The sequence below is a fragment of the Campylobacter concisus UNSWCS genome, assembly GCF_000466685.1.
Taxonomy (GTDB): domain Bacteria; phylum Campylobacterota; class Campylobacteria; order Campylobacterales; family Campylobacteraceae; genus Campylobacter_A; species Campylobacter_A concisus_A.
The window spans coordinates 1-19,561 of record NZ_ANNG01000016.1 but is presented as its reverse complement, the minus strand read 5'-3'; the positions used below and the strand labels follow the sequence as shown (position 1 = coordinate 19,561).

The window sequence follows — 19,561 nt, the reverse complement described above, 5'->3', positions numbered from 1 at the left end:
TATGCCTTTAAAAGTCAAGCTAAATATAGCGGGAATGAGCTGCGTAAATTGCTCAAACGCTATCGAGAAAGTTTCCAAAAAGATAGATGGGGTGCTTGAAGCAAATGTAAATTTTGCAAACGCAAGCGGTGAGTTTGTCCTAAAAGACGCTAGCGTGCGTGAAGTTTTAGAGCAAAAGATAAAGAAGCTTGGCTACTTTGTGGCGACAAATATTGATGAATTTGAAGCCAAAAGAGACGAGCATATAACCTCGATAAGAAATAAATTTATATTTGCATTTATCACAAGCATCGTGATAATGGCGCTTGAGATGTTCGCGCCTCATAACTTGCTAGTAAATTTACTCATGCTAGTTTTAGCGTTTTTGGTGCTAGCTTTTAGTGGCAAAGACTTCTTTGCTCACGCCATAGAGGCTGTTAAAAACAAAAACTACGATATGAACGTGCTTGTAGCTCTTGGAAGCGGCAGTGCGTTTTTATACTCGCTTTTTGTTGTGATCTTTTCAGATTTCATCCCAGATGATCTAAAAAACGTCTATGTCTCGGGCGCAGCGATGATAATAGCCTTTGTTTTGCTTGGCAAGTATCTTGAAGAGCGCTCAAAGGCAAAGGCAGGCGACTACCTAAAGACGCTACTTAAAATTTCACCAAAGACCGCCTTTTTGGTCATGCCAGATGGACAGAGCAAAGAGGTAAATGTAAATGAGCTAAAAGTAGGCGACATCGTCATCGTAAAAAATGGCTACAACATCCCAAGTGATGGCGTGATAGTTCAAGGTGGCGCTGAGATAGATGCTTCTATGCTTACAGGAGAGAGCTTGCCAGTTTATAAAGAGGTGGGAGATAGCGTATTTGCCGGCACTCTAAACACAAATGGCTATATAAGCGTCAAGGTAACAAAGAGTTCTTTTGAAAGCTTGCTATCTCAAATTTTAAGCTTGTTAAGCGACGCTAGCTCTAAAAAGATGCCTATCGGACGGCTGGCTGACAAGATAGCAAACATCTTTGTGCCAAGCGTCGTGGCGATCTCAGTTCTTACATTTTTTATATGGATAATTTTTGGTGGAAATTTCGCCTATGCGATCTCTAGCGCGATCTGCGTGCTTATCATCTCATGCCCATGCGCACTAGGACTTGCCACGCCAATAGCAATCGTAAGCTCCCTCTCGCGTGGTGCAAAAGCTGGGATTTTGGTGAAAAATCCAGAGGTTTTGGAGCTTATAAAAGATGCTAAATTTGTAGCATTTGACAAAACTGGCACGCTAAGTAAGGGGCTAATTAGCGTCAAAAGTTCAAATTTGAGCGAAAAAGAGCTAGAGCTAGTGGCATCTGCTGAAAATTTAAGCGAGCATCCGATCTCAAAAGCGATCGTAAGATACGCAAAACAAAATTACATAAATTTACAAAAGCTAAATGGCAAATTTCAAAACGTAGTTGGTCAAGGCATTGTCTATGAAGACGAGAGTAACAAGATAATAATAGGTAACGAAAAGCTGCTCGCAGCAAACGATATCTTGCTAAATGAAGCAGATAGTGAAGCAATAAAAGAGGCTGCAAATGATGGAAGCGGCGTCATACTTTGTGCGCTAAATCAAAAATTTAGCGGCTTTTTAACGCTAAGTGATGAGCTAAAAAATGAAGCAAATGACGTTATAAACGAGCTTTCAAGGCTAAATTTACAAAGCGTGATCCTCTCAGGTGATGATAAAAAAGTAGTGGCAAATATCGCTAGCAAGCTAAATGTGAGCGAATATTATGCAAATATGCTGCCTGAGGATAAATTTAACAAGGTAAAAGAGCTCATGAGCCGAGGTGGCGTGATCTTTGTAGGGGACGGCATAAACGACTCACCATCGCTTAAAGAAGCAAGTGTTGGCATCGCTATGAACTCAGGCTCAGACATCGCTAAAGGCGCTGGTGATATCGTGCTCGTTAAAAACGATCTGCGCGGCGTTAGCGGGCTTGTAAAGCTTGCAAATGCGACTATTGCTAACATAAAAGAGAATTTGTTTTGGGCATTTATGTATAACGCCATTTGCATACCAGTGGCCGCTGGCGTGCTATATCCGGTATTTGGACTGCTTCTAAGCCCAGTTTATGGCTCTATGGCGATGTGCTTAAGCTCGGTCACTGTCGTGCTAAATGCGCTTAGACTTAGATATTTGAAGCTTAAGGATTAAATTTGAGACTTGGAGAGCTTTACAGCGTCGTAGCAGCTGCACTTGCTACAAATTTTAATGGCATCTTGGGTATCTCATCTTTTATGCGTATCAAAAAGACAAGTGCGTGGATAACACAGACAAAGAGTGATGCGAACGTAAAAGGAAACGAACTTTACGCTAAATTTATCAAAGATGAGAGTAGTGCTGTCTTGTGTGATGATTATGTAATTTTGAAACAAAAGTTTGAAGCAAGTTATTATTTTTCAAGTGCAAAAGATGATTTGGCGCAGTTTTACAAAGCTATAAATTTTGAGCCAAAAATGGGCGAGGTTGATAGCATCTCAAATCAGCTCATTTTGATAGCAAATATCTTAAAAAAAGAGGCGACTAAAGAGTCTATGCAACTTCTTGCTGCTTTTAGCCTCTCTTTTTTCTTGCCATATGCCGAGCAACTTGCAAAAGAGCTTGAACAAAATGCTAACAGTAACTTCTATAAGTCAATGGGATACTTTTTAGAGGATTTTTGTTTGGTTTTAAAAACTATTATCGGTAAGGCTTAGTCTCAAGCCTATACCATTTCAGTCATCTGAGTTTTAATACTTAAAATGTTATTTTGAATGCTTGATTGTTCTAAATTTAGATGATGAAGCATCTGCATAGAATCACGATCTTTCAGGTGCTGGATGCTTGAAATTTGATCAGCTATATCGCTTCTTTGATCTTGTAATTTTTCTAAATTTTTTTGTAACTCTGTGACATCTTCTTTTCTAATAATTGTAGGTTTTTGTCTAACTTCTTCTCTTTGTTCGACATGCACATCATTACTTCTAACGATATCTTTTGTACCATAGCCAGAAGATACTAATATGCTGGTTTTAGCGCTACTTGATGATATAGATGTGTAGCCGTTGTGATAGAAAACATTTGAGTTCATATTTGCATCTATTTGCATATCGTCCTTCCTTTTTAGTTTATTTCTTCATTTATAACTATATCGGCAATAAATCAAAAAACTTGAAATAGTTTTTAAAAAGTTGCTGGGCGAATTATATTTTAATAACCTTAAATGTAAATTATATATATAACTTTTTTACTACTCTAACATAATTTTTATATTACATTTCACCTTTTTGACCAAAAATTTTATTTTTTAAAATGCTCGTAAAAGCCTAGTTAAGTACCATTTTGTTAAAATCACGCAAAATTAATCAAAGGCAAAGCTATGAAAAAAAATGAAAACGCACATAAAAAGATGTGGGAGGGCAGATTTAGCGAGGCTAGCTCGAAGTTGCTTGAAGAATTTAACGCTTCTATAAATTTTGATAAAAATCTTTTTGAAGAGGACATCGCTGGCAGTAAAGCGCACGCTAAAATGCTAGGAATTTGCGGAATTTTGAAAAAAGACGAGTCAGAGGCGATCATAAAAGGGCTTGATGAGGTTTTGGCTGAGATAAGAGCTGGTAAATTTGCTTTTAAGATAGAGGATGAGGATATCCACATGGCCGTTGAAAAGCGCCTTAGCGAGATCATAGGAGCTGAGCTTGGCGGCAGACTACACACAGCTAGAAGCAGAAATGACCAAGTTGCGCTTGATTTTAAATTTTATGTTTTGAAGAAAAATTTAGAAATTTCATCTCTCATCAAAGAGCTCATCGCCACGCTTGCAAATTTAGCCAAAAACCACAAAGATACGCTAATGCCAGGCTACACACACCTTCAGCATGCCCAGCCAGTAAGCCTTAGCTATCATTTACTAGCATACGCTTTTATGTTTAAAAGGGATTTTGAGCGATTTGTCAGCTCGTATGAGCGAAACAACCTAAGTCCGCTTGGCTCAGCAGCCCTTGCAGGCACGCCGCACAAGATAGATAGGAGCATCGTTGCAAGCGAGCTTGGCTTTGCAGGCTGCACGCAAAATGCGATGGATAGTGTGAGCGACCGCGACTTTGCGCTTGAAATTTTATTTAACATTAGCGTTTTTATGACGCACGCTTCTAGGCTTTGTGAGGAGCTCATACTTTGGAGCTCGCAGGAATTTGGCTTTGTAAGCATTAGCGACGCTTACAGCACAGGTAGCTCCATCATGCCTCAAAAGAAAAATCCAGACGTCGCCGAGCTCATACGCGGCAAAACTGGGCGTGTAAATGGAAATTTAGTAGCGCTGCTAACTACGATGAAGGGCTTGCCACTTGCTTACAATAAAGATATGCAAGAAGATAAAGAGGGTGTTTTTGATAGCGTTGCGACCATTTTAAGCTCGGCTACCATTCTAAATGAGATGATAAAAACGGCTAAATTTAATGAAAAAAATATGCTAAAAGCGACAAAAACAGGGCATCTAAGTGCCACTGATCTGGCGGACTATCTAGTGCGTGAGAAAAATATCCCATTTAGGACAGCTCACTTTATAGTGGGTAAAGCTGTTGCAAAGGCTGAAAGCTTGGGACTTGATTTAAGTGAATTAAACGAAGAGCAGCTAAAAAGCGTTGATGATAATTTAGATACAAAAGCCGTTAAATTTCTTGATTTGTATGCTTCAAAAGAGGCACGTTACTCAAAAGGCGGCACGTCAAATAAAAGTGTTGAAGAGCAAATTCAAATTTTAGACGACTGGCTTAAGTAAAAAGAGTTATAATTACGCAAAATTTACAAATTTTAAAGGATGAAAAATGTTTTTTGACAGCAAAAGCAAAGAGCTTGGTAGTAAAAATGAAGCTTTAGAGAGAGAAAATGAAGCTTTAAAGGTTGAGATTTTAGCACTTAAAAATGAGCTAAAAAATGCCAAAACTTGCGAGCCAAAAGAGCAAGCTAAGGATAAGCAAGAGGCTGTAAATTTGCTGCTTACTAGCTATCAAGATGGTATGAATTTCTTACAATCAACCATCGAAGAAAACCTAAAAATGCTTGAAAATATAAACCATTTAAATGAAAAAACCTTCAAAGAAACAGGCGAGCTCAAGTCTCAAACGGCTGAAATTTTAAGCTCGATCGAGCAAGTAAGCCAGATGAGTGGCGATCTCTCAAACGACGCCTCTTCGCTTGATGGAAGTGTAAATTCTATTGTTGAGATCATAAATCTCATAAAAGACATCTCAGATCAGACAAATTTGCTAGCACTAAATGCTGCTATCGAGGCGGCTCGTGCGGGCGAGCATGGACGAGGCTTTGCAGTCGTTGCAGATGAGGTTAGAAAGCTTGCAGAGCGCACGCAAAAGGCTACGCTTGAGGTTGAAGTAAATATAAATGGCCTTAAGCAAAGTGCGAACACGATGATAGAAATGAGCGAGAGTTTCTCTAAAATTTCAGCAAATGCGATGCAAATTTTAGGTGGCTTTGAGGGCAACATCTCAAGCGTAAATGCCAACACGCAAAACATCCTAAATCAAGCCCTAAACGTAACAAACGAAGTAAATGTAAGTAACGGCAAGATAGATCACATCAACATGAAGCTAAATGGCTACCGAGGCGTCTTGCTTGGCGAGATAAATAAAATTCAAGACGTGCATGAGTGTAGATTTGGCAAGTGGTATGAAAAGGATGTGAAAAATACCATCATAAAAGATCCAAGAACCCTCTCAAGCATAGCTGCGCACCACGAAAATGTCCATCACGGACTAGATAAGGCTATGGCGATTTTTGCTGACAAAGATAAGGGACATTTAGCAGGTGTCGAGATACTAAAGGACGTCGAGCACTCAAGTAAGGCAGGCTTTGAAGAGCTACTTGAAGCGGTAAAAGCCGCTAGGAAATAAATTTATTTAAATTTATGATGTTTTAAAAAGTAAAAATTTGAAGTGAAATTTAGACTCAAAAAGAGTCTAAATTTTATTTTTAAAATGTGCTTTGTGGATCAGCTACACCTTCACTCCAGCCAAGTTTTGCGCCAGCAAGTAAGTGAAAGTGCAGGTGCATAACCTCTTGACCGCCGTTTTCACCGCAGTTTGTTATGAGGCGGTATCCGCTCTTATCAACGCCCATTAAGCTCGCCACTTCTTGGATAAATTTAGTCATCTCACCCATCAAAACTGGATCCATCTCTTGGAAGTTTTTGTAGTGTTTTTTAGGGATGATGAGGATGTGGATCGGCGCTTTTGGGTTGATGTCGTTAAAAGCTAGAAATTTCTCGCTTTCAAGCACTTTGTTACAAGGAATTTCACCAGCAACGATCTTTTCAAATATGGTCATTTTAGCTCCTTTGAAAGTTTGAGAAATTATATCAAAGTGTGCTTAAATTTCGCGCTTTTTATCTTGATTTTAACTCTTTTTCTATAAAATCGATGCAAAAATTCATAAAGGTAAAAAATTGCAAGATTTCATTAACAAAATCAAAAATGAAATTTCAACTCTTGATGATCTGGAGAAGGTCAGGGTAGAAATTTTTGGCAAAAAGGGCATCTTGGCGCAAGGCTTTGCAAAGCTAAAAGAGCTTGGCGAGAATGAGAAAAAGGAATTTGCAGCAAATTTAAACAAGCAAAGAGATGAGCTAAGCGCGCTTATAGAAGCTAAAAAGGCTGAGCTTAGCGAGCAAGAGATAGATAACAAGATGAAAAAAGAGGCCGCTGATATCACGCTCTTTAACGAGCCTGTTGCTAGCGGGGCGCTGCACCCTGTGATGGCTACGATGGATAAGATAATCGAGTACTTTTTAGCTCTAAATTTCTCGCTCGAGACTGGGCCGCTTATAGAAGATGATTTTCACAACTTTGAGGCGCTAAATTTACCAAAATACCACCCAGCAAGGGATATGCAAGATACATTTTACCTAGATGATTTTAGACTTTTAAGGACGCATACGAGCCCAGTTCAGGTGCGAACTATGCTAAATCAAAAGCCACCTATTCGCATGATAGCGCCAGGCACGGTCTTTAGACGTGATATGGACTTAACGCATACACCGATGTTTCACCAGGTCGAGGGCCTTGTGGTGGAGGATGCTGAGAAAGTTAGCTTTGCAAATTTAAAATCAATGTTAGAGGGCTTTTTAAAGCACATGTTTGGCGACGTTGAAGTGCGTTTTCGCCCTAGCTTTTTCCCATTTACGGAGCCTAGTGCAGAGGTTGATATTAGTTGTATATTCTGCCATGGCAAGGGCTGCAGGGTGTGCAAGCAGACTACTTGGCTTGAGGTGCTTGGATGCGGCGTCGTTGATCCAAATGTATTTAAGGCGGTTGGCTATAAAAATGTAAGTGGATATGCCTTTGGCCTTGGCGTTGAGAGATTTGCGATGTTGCTTCATAGAGTGCCTGATCTAAGGTCACTTTTTGAGGGAGATTTAAGATTGTTGGAGCAGTTTAAATGATAATTTCAAAGCATTGGTTAAACGAGTGGATCGACCTTAGCGAGGTTAGCGGTGAGACACTTTCAAAGACATTAAATTCAATCGGTTTAGAAGTTGATAGCTATAAAGAGATAAATTTACCAAAAAGCATCGTAGTTGGCTACGTAAAAAGTAGAGAAAAGCACCCAGATGCCGATAAGCTAAGCGTTTGTCAGGTTGATGTTGGCAGCGAAACGCTTCAGATCGTGTGCGGGGCTAAAAACGTCGAGGCTGGTCAGTTTGTGCCAGTCGCGCTCATTGGCACGACGATGCCAAATGGTCTTGAGATCAAAAAGGCAAAGCTAAGAGGCATCGAGTCATGCGGCATGATCTGCTCTTCAACTGAGCTAGGACTACCTAAGACAAATGACGGCATCTTGCCACTTGATGAGAGTATCGGCAAGCTAAAACTTGGCACAAGTCTTGGCGAATTTGAAGCGTTTAAAGATGTGATCATCGAGGTTGATGTCACAGCCAACAGAGGCGACTGCCAAAATTTACACGGCATCGCAAGAGAAATTTGCACTGCGCTTGATCTAAATATGAAAGATAGCCACGAAAATGAAGATAGCGAAAATTTACTAGGCATCGGCAGGATCGCGTCTGTGCGAACCGAAGATAAGGTAAATGGCTCGTTTTTGTATAAAGCATTTGAGCTAAAAAATGCGTTAAGTGAAAATTTATTAACTAGGTTGAGGTTAGCTCTAATTGATTGCCAAAAGACAAATTTAGTAGAAAGACTGCTTGAATACGCGACATTTTGCACGGGCGTCTTGTTTAGAGCTTATGATCACGCTAAGCTTGTAGGCGAGGGCGAAAAGGCAGTTTTTGACATCAAAAATGGCGAAAATGGCGAGTGCGTGGTCTTTTGTGAGGATAGAAATTTAGGCGTTGCTGGAATTTACCAAAGCGATGAAGCTAGGGTCGATGAGGGCTCAAAGGTGATCTTGGTAGAGGCTAGCTACGTAAAACCAGATGTTGTCTCAAAGGCCATTTTTGAAAATAAAAATTTACCAAAAGGCGATCAAGTGTATCGCTCAAGCCGTGGTAGCGAGCCAAATTTAGCTTACGGGGCGGACTATCTTTTTAAAAGGCTAGCTAGCTTTAAAGATAGCCTAAGCCTTTTTGCTGGCTCACAACAATCGCTTCTAAACACCGAGCCTATCACGCTTAGCATCTCACTTGGTGAGCTTAAAAATATGATCGGTCAAGAGGTTGCAAGAAACGATGTCGTTAAAATTTTAAAGAAACTTGGCTTTGAGATCGCGGTAAATGTCGAGCAAGAGAGCTTTAACGTAAAAGTGCCGTTATTTCGCCATGACATCGTAAATTCTCATGATATCTGCGAGGAGATCGTAAGGATAATAGGCATCGACAATATCGCCTCAACGCCGCTAAATTTTTCTGAGAAAAATAGGCTAAATAAGACATATTTTGACTATAAAAATGCTTTAAATTTAAGACACCGTGCAGCCGACAATGGCTTTTTTGAAAGCGTGCACTACGTATTTGACAGCTTTGATGAGCTAGGTGAGCTAAATTTCAAACCTTGCAAGATCAAGATACTAAATCCTATAAACAACGAGCTAAACACGCTTAGACCAGCACTTGTTAATCACCTTCTAAGCTCAAGCGAGAAAAACATCAAAAACTCAAAACGTTCAGTTAGACTTTTTGAGCTTGGCGAAGTTTTTGATGAAAATGCAAACCAAGGCTTAAATTTAGGCTTTGTCGTATCAGGTCTCTTAAAAGAGCCAACACTTATAAACGGCGCAAAGGGCGAAGAGGCAAATTTCTACGCATTTGCAGCGATGGTGCAAAATGTAATAGGTAAATTTGAGCTAAAACCTTGCCGCGAAATATCTTATCTTAGCCCATACGAGCAGGCGCACATCTATCAAAATGGCGAAAAGATCGGCTATATTGGCAGAGTAGATGCAAGAGTAGAGGCAAAAAGAGATCTGCCTAAAACTTATGTCTGTGAGATTGATTTTTCAAAGCTTAAATTTGAACCAATCTTAGCAGTGCCTTACTCAAAATTCCAAAGCACTACAAGAGATCTTAGTTTCATTGTGCCTGAAAATTTCGAGGCAGGACGAATTTATGAGTGCATAAGAGGGCTAAATTTAAAAGAGCTAAAAGAGTTCTTGCCGGTTGATATCTATAAAGATGCGAAACTAAACGGTGCGATCAGCCTTAGCCTTAAATTTACATTTCAAGATATGGAAAAAACGCTCGAAGATGACGATATAAACGCACTTATGGATAAAATTTTAAGTGAGCTAAAAGAGAAACTAAATATCGGAATAAGATGAGAATTTATCCATTAGAAAAAAGTCTAAATTTAACCATCTATGACATCGCAGCTGACAAGTCTATCTCGCATAGATGTGCAATGTTTTCGCTTTTAAGCGACAAACCATCTCGCGTTAGAAACTATCTAAGAGCAGGCGATACGCTAAATACCTTAAAGATCGTCGAGCTCCTTGGCGCAAAGATCGAAGATAACGGAGCTGAGATAACGATCACTCCGCCACAAAAGATAAAAGAGCCAAATGAAATTTTAGAGTGTGGCAACTCGGGCACGGCGATGAGGCTTTTTATGGGGCTACTAGCCGCACAGGAGGGCCTTTTTGTATTAAGTGGCGATAAATACTTAAATTCTCGCCCGATGGCAAGGATAGCAAAGCCTCTAAATGATATGGGTGCAAAGATAGATGGTGCAAACAACGCAAACAACGCTCCTCTTTGCATAAGAGGGACTAAATTTGAAAGATTTAGTTTTGAGAGCAAGATCGCCTCAGCTCAGGTAAAAAGTGCGCTTTTACTGGCGGCTCTTTACTCAAATGGCTGCAAATTTAGCGAGCCAGAGCTAAGCAGAGACCACACTGAGCGTATGCTTGCAGGCATGGGAGCTGATATAAAGCGTGACGAGCTAGAGATCACTCTGGAGCCGATGAAAGGCCCACTTGCGCCACTTGATATAGACGTGCCAAATGACCCAAGCTCGGCATTTTTCTTTGCGGTCGCAGCTTTAATTATCCCAAATTCGCATATCATTTTAAAAAATATCTTGCTAAATAAAACTCGCATCGAAGCTTACAGGGTTTTAGAAAAAATGGACGCTGAGATAAAATTTCACAAAACCTCAAGCAAATACGAAGATATCGGCGATATTGAAGTTAGATACTCGCCAAATTTAAAAGGTGTAGAGGTTAGCGAAAATATCTCGTGGCTCATCGACGAAGCCCCAGCTTTAGCCATCGCATTTGCCTGCGCCAAGGGTCAAAGCAAGCTAACAAATGCAAAAGAGCTTCGCGTAAAAGAGAGCGACAGGATAGCCGTCACGATAAATGCGCTAAAGCAGTGCGGTGTCGATGCTAGCGAGCTTGAAGATGGCTTTATCGTAAATGGCTCTGAGGCGAAATCTGCCACGATAGACAGCCACGGAGATCACAGGATCGCCATGAGCTTTGCCATACTTGGACTAAAATGTGGCATGCAGATAGAAAAGAGCGAATTTATCGCCACTTCGTTTCCAAATTTTGCTGAAATTTTAAATAAAATGGGAGCTAGGGTTGAAGATCGAGCTTGCTAGTAGTTATGGATTTTGCTTTGGCGTAAAAAGGGCGATAAAGATAGCTGAAAACGCTGGAGATGCCGCAACTATCGGTCCGCTTATACATAATAATGAAGAGATAAACAGGCTTGAGAAAAACTACAATGTAAAGACGCTTGAGGGCATAGATGAGCTAAAAGATGAGAAAAAGGCGATCATCCGCACTCATGGCATCACTAAAAACGACCTTGCAGAGCTAAAAAAGACCGATATAAAAGTGATCGACGCAACTTGTCCATTTGTGACAAAGCCACAGCAAATTTGCGAAAAAATGAGCGAAGAGGGCTATGATGTGGTGATCTTTGGCGACATGCACCACCCAGAGGTAAAAGGGGTGAAGTCATATGCTAAGGGCAACGTCTATGTCGTGCTTGAAGAGAGCGAGCTAGAGGGCATCAAATTTAAGCAAAAGGTCGCGCTTGTTAGTCAAACGACTAGAAAAGTTGAGAAATTTATGCAGATCGCAAACTATCTCATGCTTCATGTAAAAGAGCTGCGCGTTTTTAACACGATCTGCAACGCGACATTTGAAAATCAAGAGGCTGCTAAAAATTTAGCAAAAAGAGCTGACGTGATGATAATAATCGGCGGAAAAAACAGCTCAAACACAAAACAACTCTACCTAATATCTAAAAATTTTTGCGAAGATAGCTATCTAATAGAAAGCGAAGAAGAACTTGAGGGATCATGGTTTGAGGGCAAAAATTTGTGTGGCATAAGTGCGGGTGCTAGCACGCCTGACTGGATCATACAAAAAGTCGTTGACAGAATCAAAAAAGTATAAAATTTATCCTAGCTAAAGCCACAATTAACTATAATAAGCCAATTTGCCTCTACTGGCATAATAAAATTTAAAGGATCAAGATGGCTGTGAACAAAAGTGTTCAATTAGGAAAAGCAAAAGACGAAGATATCGAAGATATCGATTTTGCTGCGATGTTAGAGGAGTCTTTTAAAAAGACTGAAGAAGATAGTGACGCAAAGATCGTCAGTATCAATGGCGATGAGGTTTTAATCGACGTTGGCAAGAAGTCAGAAGGCATTTTAAATGTTTCTGAGATCACTGACGCAAACGGTAACCTGACGCATAAAGTTGGCGATACGATTAAAGTTGTAATAACTGGATCAAGAAATGGAAGACCTATAGTGTCGCACAAAAAAGCACTTAGAAAAGAGAAAGTTAAAGCTTTCATCGAAGCTTACGATCCTGAAAATTCTGGCGAAATCGACGTAAAAGTAGTTGGAAAAAATAAAGGTGGTTTTATCACTCAAGACGCAAATGGCGTAGAATTTTTCTTACCAAGAACGCACAGCGGATTTAAAAACGCTGAGGGCGTAGTTGGAAAATCATACAAAGTAAGAGTTATAAAAGTTGATAAAGAAGAGAACAGTATCGTTGTCTCAAGAAAGAAAATTTTAGATGACGACCGCAAAAAACGCAAAGAAGCTCTATCAAACATAGTAGAAAACGATAGCGTTATAGAGGGCACAGTTAAGAAAATCACAACTTATGGTATGTTTGTTGATGTTGGCGGTGTAGACGGACTTGTGCATTACAGCGAGATAAGCTACAAAGGCCCAGTAAATCCTAGCTCTTTATACAAAGAAGGCGATAAAGTTTTAGTTAAAGTTATCAGCTATGACAACGAAAAACGCCACCTATCTCTATCTATCAAGGCTGCTACTCCAGATCCTTGGGAAGAGATCATAAATGATGGTCTAGAAGTTGGCGATACTATCAAAGTAACAGTTAGCAATATCGAGCCTTATGGCGCATTTGTTGATCTTGGAAATGATATTGAAGGATTTTTGCACATATCTGAAATTTCATGGGATAAAAATATCAAAAATCCAAAAGATCACATCAGCGAAGGTCAAGAGATCGATGTTGAGGTTATCGAAATAGACGCAAAAGGACACCGCTTAAGAGTGAGCCTTAAAAATTTACTTCCAAAGCCATTTGATGAATTTAAAGCTAAATTTAAAGAGGGCGACGTAGTAAAAGGCGTTGTGACAACTATCACAAATTTTGGTGCATTTGTTAGAGTAGGCTGCGTTGAGGGTTTGCTACACAACGAAGATGCATCTTGGGATAGAAATGACAAGTGCAAAGATATGTTCAAAGCTGGCGACGAGCTTGAAGTAAAGATCATCAAAATCGACAGCGCTGAGCAAAAAATTTCTCTAAGTCTAAAAGATCTAAAACAAAGTCCAGTTCAAGCATTTGCTAATAAATTTAGTGTAGGCGACATCGTAAAAGGAACGATCCGTGACATTAAAGACTTCGGCGTATTTGTTGAGCTTGGCGATAATGTCGATGCGTTAATCCGCAAAGAAGATCTAGGTAGCGTAGATGCAAGCACGCTTAAAATCGGCGATGAGATCGAAGCTGCTATCGCATTTATCGATGAGAAGAAAAATAGAATTCGCCTAAGCATACGCCGTCTAGCAAAACAAAAAGAGCGTGAAGTGTTAAATGAGATCAATGACAACGACGACAAAGTAACACTTGGCGACATCATAAAAGAACAATTACGCTAGTATAAATGGGCAGACGCACGCTTTTATCAGTTGTTGTTCTGCTCTTTGTGATGTTAGGTTTGGTTGGAGTTTATCTTGTTAAATTTGCAAGCGTAAATTTCAGCCAAACTACTGAAAAAAATATTACAAGTGAGCAAAATATAACCAAAAACACAGCCGGCAGTGAAAACTGGATCAATGAGCTGGCAACTATTAAGAAAAAAGATTACGTATTGCCCGTAAATGAAATTTTTATAGAATACAACCGACCTAAGATAGAAAAGCCAAAGATCACAGCATATGAACTTTTGATAGATAAAAACGACATCTACTCTATGTTCTGCTTGATGCAGACTTTAAGAAATAGCGAGGTTGATTTTACTGTTGTAAAGGACGGCGCCAAAAGCCAGATCTTTTTAAATACCCAAGACTCAAGGCTTTTGCAAAATATCATTTTGCAGCTAAGAGTTTACGATATCCACTCAAGTGTGAGAGAGGTAAAATTATGAAAACTATCATTGTTTGCGATGCGATACACCCAGTAGGTTTTGAACTTTTAAAAAAAGAACAAGATATAAATGTAATAGACGCAGTTAATACCCCAAAAGACGAGCTTTTAAAAATTTTAGGCGAGGCCGATGTGGCGATCACTAGAAGCTCGACTGAGGTGAATGAGGCGTTTTTAGAAGCTGGTAAAAAACTAAAAGCTATTGTTAGAGCTGGTGTTGGCGTGGATAACGTTGATATAGATGGCTGTTCGAGAAGAGGCATCATCGCTATGAACGTCCCAACTGCAAATACTATCGCAGCAGTTGAGCTAACTATGGCACACATGCTAGCAGCTGCAAGATCACTTGAATACGCTCACAACGACCTAAAGCTAGATAGAATTTGGAAACGCGAGAAGTGGTACGGAGTTGAGCTTTTTAAGAAAAAGCTAGGCGTGATCGGCTTTGGTAACATCGGCTCAAGAGTAGCAGCTCGCGCAAAAGCTTTTGGCATGGATATCATCGCATACGATCCATATATCGATCCATCTAAAGTCATCGATATGGGTGGCACTTATACTAAAAATTTTGATGACATCTTGGCATGCGACTTCATCACGATCCACACTCCAAAGACCAAAGAGACAACCGATATGATCGGCGCTAAAGAGATAGCAAAGATGAAAGATGGCGTAAGGCTTATAAACTGCGCTAGAGGCGGCCTTTATAATGAAGAGGCACTTTATGAAGGGCTAAAAAGCGGCAAGATAGCATTTGCTGGTATTGATGTTTTTACAAAAGAGCCAGCGACAAGCCATCCGCTTCTTGATCTAAATAATGTAAGCGTCACACCGCATCTTGGGGCAAATACCCTTGAGTCGCAGCGCAACATCGCAGTAGAGGCAGTCGAGCAGGCTATCTTGGCAGCACGCGGTATAAGCTATCCAAACGCTTTAAATTTACCTATAAAAACAGAAGATCTACCGCCGTTTGTTGAGCCTTATATCGATCTTACAAGCAAGATGGCATTTCTTGCAGCTCAGATAAACAAAAGCGCGATCAAAGCTGTCCGTATAGAGACTCATGGGCAGATTGGCGAATATGCAAATTCAATGCTAACTTTTGCGATCGTGGGCGCTTTAAAAGAGAGTCTTGGCGATGCGATAAACTACGTAAACGCTAAATTTTTATGCGACGAAAAAGGCATAACTACCGAAACTAGCACAGGTGGAGATAGTATCTTTAAAAACAAGATCACAGTTCGTCTCACGACTGAAAACGGCATCGTAAGCGTTGGCGGCACGGTCTTTGGTGAAAATCAACAACGCATCGTAACCGTAAATGGCTTTAAGACTGACTTCAAGCCAAAAGGCAAGATGATCATCTTTAAAAACCATGACGTACCGGGCGTTATCGCTCGGATCAGTAAAATTTTAGCTGACGAGAAGATAAACATCGCAGACTTCCGTCTTGGTAGAGATGAGCACGGCATGGCGCTTGCGGTCATCTTGGTTGATGAACATATAAAAACAGAAACGCTAGAGAGATTAAACGCACTTGAAGCTTGTGTTTGGGCTCAATACGCAGTTATATAACAAATTACGAAAGGATAAAAAATGGCTTCATATTCAATGGGCGATCTAAAAAAGGGACTAAAGATCGAGATCGATGGCGTTCCTTATAAAATCGTAGAATATCAACATGTTAAACCGGGCAAGGGTGCAGCTTTTGTTCGTGCAAAGATCAAATCTTTTGTCGATGGAAAGGTTCTTGAAAAGACTTTTCACGCAGGTGACAAGTGCGAGCAACCGCATCTTGAAGAAAAAGAGATGCAGTACCTCTATGATGATGGTGAGTTTTGCCAGTTTATGGATACGACTACTTACGAGCAAGTTGCGATCAGCGACGAGGACGTGGGCGATGTTAAAAAATGGATGATCGATGGCATGATGGTTGAAATTTTATTTCACAACGGCAATGCTATCGGCGTAGAAGTGCCACAAGTAGTCGAGCTCAAGATAGTTGAAACTCCACCAAATTTCAAGGGTGATACACAAGGTGGCAAAAAGCCAGCTACCCTTGAGAGTGGCGCGGTAGTTCAGATACCATTTCACGTATTAGAAGGCGAGGTCATCCGTGTCGATACCGTTCGTGGCGAGTACATCGAGCGCGCAAATAAATAACCATACATCTGGCACGTTAAATTTATGAAAGAGAAATTTGACGAGCTTATCGCTCTACTAAAGCCACTATTTAAGTATAATGGCTTTAGCAAGAGCGCTTTAAATTTCTACAAAAATACTCCAAATTTTATCTATGTTGTAAATTTTCAAAAAAGCAGCGGCAATAGCTCAGAGCGCACGAGATTTTATATAAATTGCGGTATTTACGCCCCTTTTATAGAGGCTACCCTTGGCAAAGAAGCGCTTAGCAAGCCAAAAGAGTATGAGTGTCATTTTAGAGCTAGAGTACATGAAATCACTCGCACATCTGCTTCACACTACGAGTTAGAGCCAGATAGTGACATGGCTAAAATTTATGAAAATGTAGCAAATGATCTTGGTTTTGTTTTTAAATTTTTTGAGCAAAATAGCTCTGAAGAAAATTTAATAGAGCTAATGCTTGAAGAAAACGGCCTTGCAGCGATAAATCAGCTCTATGAATATCTTTTAATAAAAGACAAAAGTGAAATTTTGATCTCTCATGCTAAAAGGCTCTTCGCAAAGCATGGCAGTGAAGCAAGATGGGGGAAATTTCAAAACCAGATAAATGAGCTACTTAAAAAATATAAAAAAGATGAGATAAAATTTAAAGAGTAAATTTGGAGCAAAACGAGGCAGTTGCCTGCCCCGCTAGTTAGCATTAAGCCGACTTTTCTTTGAGATATTTGTTTATAAGAGTTGTGATCTCTTCGCCGTGTGGGAACCTTGACTCATCGTTTCCGATGCGATCCTTTTTAGAAAAGATAACGTTTCCATCAACCTCGACGATGAAATTTCCACCATCTCCTACAACCAACTCGACTCTTGCATCACTAAAGTTCGCTTTTATTTCATCTTCTACACGAGAAGCTACCGGACGATAGTTTCAAGAGTTGCAGTAAATAATTTTTACTTGCATGCTCTGTCCTTTCTTGTGAAATAAGCTTTGATTATATAAAATTTATCCTAACAAACAGATAACACGAGAAAGGACGATTTTATGAAAAAAGTAGCCGTAATCCTAGCTGATGGTTTTGAGGAGATCGAGGCGCTAACCTCCGTCGATGTTTTGCGTAGAGCTGGAGCTATAGCATCTATCGCTAGCTTGAAGGACGCGCAGATCAGGGGTGCTCACAATATAAATGTAAAAGCTGATGTCACACTTCGTGAGGTGGAGGAGCTAGGCTATGATGCGATCGTGCTTCCAGGGGGTCTGCCTGGTGCAGAAAATCTCGCAAATGACACCAAGCTAAGAGAAATTTTGCAAGAATTTGACAAAAAAGGTAAGCTAATTTGTGCCATTTGTGCCGCTCCTATGGTGCTTGAGCGAGCTCGTGTGCTAAAAGAGCATTTTGTTTGCTATCCTGGCTTTGAAGAGAATGTAAGAAGCGACAAAATAGGCTATGTGAGCGATAAAAACGTGCTAAAAGATCAAAATATCATTACTGGCAAGGGACCTGCTTTTTCTATGGAATTTGCACTTTTTATAGTGAAAAATTTACTTGGTGATGAGGCTTACCTTAAAGTAAAAAATAATTTACTTTATAAATAGTTTATAAAAAAATTGTAATTTTTTATTTAATTATTCTACTTAAACTTAAGGATAAATTTTGTTTGGTGATAGATATTAAAATGCCGTGGTATTGTGATTTGTGGCTTTTAAGGATATTTTTTTAAAATTTGTAATAATTTTTTGGTTTTTAACGTTATTTTGACGAAAATTAGCTATTATCACACTAACCGAATAAATCGGTAATTTTTTTAAGGAACACTCCTGTGAACATTTATGTAGGAAATTTGTCGTATAGAACGACAGAGGCAGAGTTGAAGGAAGCTTTTGCACAATTTGGTGAAGTAAGGCGCGCAAAAATCGTAAAAGATAGAGAGACAGACCGCTCAAAGGGCTTTGGCTTTGTTGAAATGGACGACGCGAACGAGGGCCAAAAGGCGATCGACGCACTAAATGAAAAAGAACTCGGCGGACGCACTTTAAGAGTAAATGAGGCTAGACCAAGAGATTGATGACTATTTGCCACCATCTGGTGGCATAGTCTCTCGCATAGCTCCGACGCCAAGCGGCTATCTACACGCTGGCAACGCCTACAACTTCATCTTGACTTATCTTTTGACGCGCTCATTGGGTGGCGTTTTGCACTTAAGGATTGATGATTATGACCTTGGCAGATACCGGCGCGAATTTGTTCAAAATATCTTTGACGTTTTAGAATTTCTGGGGCTTTGCTATGACAAAGGTGCTACAAGTGTTGGCGACTTTGAGCGTAATTTTAGCTTTAAAACAAGAACTAAAAGATATGAAAACGCACTTGAAAAGCTAGATAAAATTTACATATGTGAATGCACAAGAGCTACCAAAGATGCCTATGAAAACGGCATTTACACTAAAATTTGCAAAGATAAAAAGCTAAAATTTATAAAAGATAAAACCGCTATCAGACTAAGCGTGGATGAAAACGACGAACTTGGCAGGATCGTGGCAGTGCAGATGGGCGATTTTGTCATTTATAAAAAGGACTTTACCCCAGCTTACAACTTTGCAAGCGTCATTGACGATGAGGATATGGGGGTAAATTTGGTCGTTAGAGGTGAGGACTTGCTGCCTTGCACGCTAGCTCAAAGATACCTTGCAAAAAGGCTAAATTTTAGCTTTTTAAATGCTAAATTTATCCATCACAAGCTACTTTTATACGGAGCTAAAAAGCTTTCTAAAAGCTCGAAATCACCGCCAATAGATCTAAGCCAAAATCCTCAAATTTACTACAAAATGCTAGCAAGTGATCTTGGACTAAATTTAAGCTCAGCAGATAAAATTTCAAACCTTTTGTATGAATTTAAGCTCAAAAGTATGGCTGAAAAGTTGATGGGCTCTTAAATTTTGCTAGAAAATTTAGATATGTGGCGTGTTGGCGCTGTTGCATGCGTTGTTTTGTAAATTTTAAAATCCGATTTACCTCTAAGAATTGACTATTAAAATTTGACTTCACTTATCGCTTAGCTCAAATTTTAGAGCCGAAATTACTCGCTCATGAAATTTTAAAATTTGTAAAATAGCTTGATTAAATTTGTAAATTTCTTTTTTATTCAAATTATTCTAAAGGGATACAAGGGGACTTGAATTACGAAGCCGTCCCCTTATCCCCCTTTTTAAATCCCCCAATCCCCTCGCACGTTAGAGGTGGCATGCAATTGTGCTAAAGCACTGCATGCATTTTTGTTTAAGCTTTTTGATTATTAAAT

Annotated in this window: 19 protein-coding genes and 1 pseudogene; 17 read left to right on the top strand and 3 right to left on the bottom strand. The window is 39.7% G+C overall.

The features are described from left to right. Position 1: 1 nt before the first annotated feature. Together UNSWCS_RS04910 and UNSWCS_RS04905 are read left to right on the top strand one after the other, a co-directional pair. Complete coding sequence (locus tag UNSWCS_RS04910) at positions 2 to 2,179, top strand: heavy metal translocating P-type ATPase (RefSeq protein ID WP_021087580.1); 2,178 nt, start codon at positions 2 to 4, stop codon at positions 2,177 to 2,179. 2 nt (positions 2,180 to 2,181) lie between these two features. Then, entirely contained in the window at positions 2,182 to 2,721 is a 540-nt protein-coding gene (locus UNSWCS_RS04905; protein WP_021087584.1) for a hypothetical protein, read from the top strand. A gap of 8 nt (positions 2,722 to 2,729) precedes the next feature. Here the strand turns inward: UNSWCS_RS04905 and UNSWCS_RS04900 are convergent, their stop codons facing one another. After that, complete coding sequence (locus tag UNSWCS_RS04900) at positions 2,730 to 3,113, bottom strand: hypothetical protein (protein ID WP_021087597.1); 384 nt, start codon at positions 3,111 to 3,113, stop codon at positions 2,730 to 2,732. A 270-nt stretch (positions 3,114 to 3,383) separates the two neighbouring features. Here UNSWCS_RS04900 and argH point away from each other — a divergent pair, with 270 nt between their 5' ends. From argH to UNSWCS_RS12745, 3 genes and pseudogenes are all read left to right on the top strand, one after another. Then, positions 3,384 to 4,784 (top strand): argininosuccinate lyase, encoded by a 1,401-nt coding sequence (argH, locus tag UNSWCS_RS04895; RefSeq protein ID WP_021087576.1) that lies wholly within the window; start codon positions 3,384 to 3,386, stop codon positions 4,782 to 4,784. A 457-nt stretch (positions 4,785 to 5,241) separates the two neighbouring features. Continuing rightward, a pseudogene (locus UNSWCS_RS12750) lies at positions 5,242 to 5,547 on the top strand (methyl-accepting chemotaxis protein); the annotation flags it as partial. A 57-nt stretch (positions 5,548 to 5,604) separates the two neighbouring features. Then, the gene (locus tag UNSWCS_RS12745) at positions 5,605 to 5,913 is read left to right on the top strand and encodes a CZB domain-containing protein (RefSeq protein WP_375338548.1); all 309 of its coding nucleotides are present in this window, start codon (positions 5,605 to 5,607) and stop codon (positions 5,911 to 5,913) included. A 79-nt stretch (positions 5,914 to 5,992) separates the two neighbouring features. On the opposite strand, the gene UNSWCS_RS04885 is transcribed toward UNSWCS_RS12745, so the two are convergent. Next, positions 5,993 to 6,346 carry a histidine triad nucleotide-binding protein gene (locus UNSWCS_RS04885; RefSeq protein ID WP_004317216.1) on the bottom strand — a complete coding sequence of 118 codons (354 nt, stop codon included), beginning with the start codon at positions 6,344 to 6,346 and terminating at the stop codon, positions 5,993 to 5,995. A 118-nt stretch (positions 6,347 to 6,464) separates the two neighbouring features. Here UNSWCS_RS04885 and pheS point away from each other — a divergent pair, with 118 nt between their 5' ends. From pheS to UNSWCS_RS04840, 9 genes are all read left to right on the top strand, one after another. Further along, on the top strand, positions 6,465 to 7,460 hold the full coding sequence (gene pheS / locus UNSWCS_RS04880; RefSeq protein ID WP_021087567.1) for a phenylalanine--tRNA ligase subunit alpha: 996 nt from the start codon (positions 6,465 to 6,467) through the stop codon (positions 7,458 to 7,460). Next, positions 7,457 to 9,793, top strand: a complete 2,337-nt coding sequence (gene pheT / locus UNSWCS_RS04875; protein WP_021087587.1) for a phenylalanine--tRNA ligase subunit beta — start codon at positions 7,457 to 7,459, stop codon at positions 9,791 to 9,793. The genes pheS and pheT overlap by 4 nt, the downstream gene beginning before the upstream one ends. Next, a complete protein-coding gene (gene aroA / locus UNSWCS_RS04870; protein WP_021087579.1) occupies positions 9,790 to 11,076 on the top strand; it encodes a 3-phosphoshikimate 1-carboxyvinyltransferase in 1,287 nt (428 codons plus the stop codon). The genes pheT and aroA overlap by 4 nt, the downstream gene beginning before the upstream one ends. Then, complete coding sequence (locus UNSWCS_RS04865) at positions 11,057 to 11,881, top strand: 4-hydroxy-3-methylbut-2-enyl diphosphate reductase (RefSeq protein WP_021087582.1); 825 nt, start codon at positions 11,057 to 11,059, stop codon at positions 11,879 to 11,881. The genes aroA and UNSWCS_RS04865 overlap by 20 nt, the downstream gene beginning before the upstream one ends. Before the next feature lie 80 nt (positions 11,882 to 11,961). Continuing rightward, positions 11,962 to 13,638, top strand: coding sequence for a 30S ribosomal protein S1 (locus UNSWCS_RS04860; protein WP_004317168.1), 1,677 nt, complete (start codon positions 11,962 to 11,964; stop codon positions 13,636 to 13,638). Between the two features lie 50 nt (positions 13,639 to 13,688). Further along, on the top strand, positions 13,689 to 14,126 hold the full coding sequence (locus UNSWCS_RS04855) for a hypothetical protein (RefSeq protein ID WP_235044384.1): 438 nt from the start codon (positions 13,689 to 13,691) through the stop codon (positions 14,124 to 14,126). Beyond that, the gene (gene serA, locus UNSWCS_RS04850) at positions 14,120 to 15,700 is read left to right on the top strand and encodes a phosphoglycerate dehydrogenase (protein ID WP_235044385.1); all 1,581 of its coding nucleotides are present in this window, start codon (positions 14,120 to 14,122) and stop codon (positions 15,698 to 15,700) included. Before UNSWCS_RS04855 ends, serA begins: the two co-directional genes overlap by 7 nt. Positions 15,701 to 15,721: 21 nt before the next feature. Beyond that, positions 15,722 to 16,288, top strand: a complete 567-nt coding sequence (gene efp / locus UNSWCS_RS04845; RefSeq protein ID WP_004317246.1) for an elongation factor P — start codon at positions 15,722 to 15,724, stop codon at positions 16,286 to 16,288. Between the two features lie 24 nt (positions 16,289 to 16,312). Then, positions 16,313 to 16,924 carry a DUF4304 domain-containing protein gene (locus tag UNSWCS_RS04840; RefSeq protein WP_021087568.1) on the top strand — a complete coding sequence of 204 codons (612 nt, stop codon included), beginning with the start codon at positions 16,313 to 16,315 and terminating at the stop codon, positions 16,922 to 16,924. 43 nt (positions 16,925 to 16,967) lie between these two features. On the opposite strand, the gene UNSWCS_RS11665 is transcribed toward UNSWCS_RS04840, so the two are convergent. Then, complete coding sequence (locus tag UNSWCS_RS11665) at positions 16,968 to 17,225, bottom strand: SelT/SelW/SelH family (seleno)protein (protein ID WP_257639680.1); 258 nt, start codon at positions 17,223 to 17,225, stop codon at positions 16,968 to 16,970. 81 nt (positions 17,226 to 17,306) lie between these two features. On the opposite strand from UNSWCS_RS11665, the gene UNSWCS_RS04835 reads away from it, so the two are divergent. The 3 genes from UNSWCS_RS04835 to UNSWCS_RS04825 all read left to right on the top strand — a co-directional run bounded on the left by UNSWCS_RS04835 (position 17,307) and on the right by UNSWCS_RS04825 (position 19,196). After that, on the top strand, positions 17,307 to 17,858 hold the full coding sequence (locus UNSWCS_RS04835; protein WP_021087569.1) for a DJ-1 family glyoxalase III: 552 nt from the start codon (positions 17,307 to 17,309) through the stop codon (positions 17,856 to 17,858). Positions 17,859 to 18,082: 224 nt separating this feature from the next. Next, entirely contained in the window at positions 18,083 to 18,328 is a 246-nt protein-coding gene (locus UNSWCS_RS04830) for an RNA recognition motif domain-containing protein (protein WP_009294719.1), read from the top strand. Then, complete coding sequence (locus UNSWCS_RS04825; protein WP_021087593.1) at positions 18,306 to 19,196, top strand: glutamate--tRNA ligase family protein; 891 nt, start codon at positions 18,306 to 18,308, stop codon at positions 19,194 to 19,196. Before UNSWCS_RS04830 ends, UNSWCS_RS04825 begins: the two co-directional genes overlap by 23 nt. Positions 19,197 to 19,561: the final 365 nt, after the last annotated feature.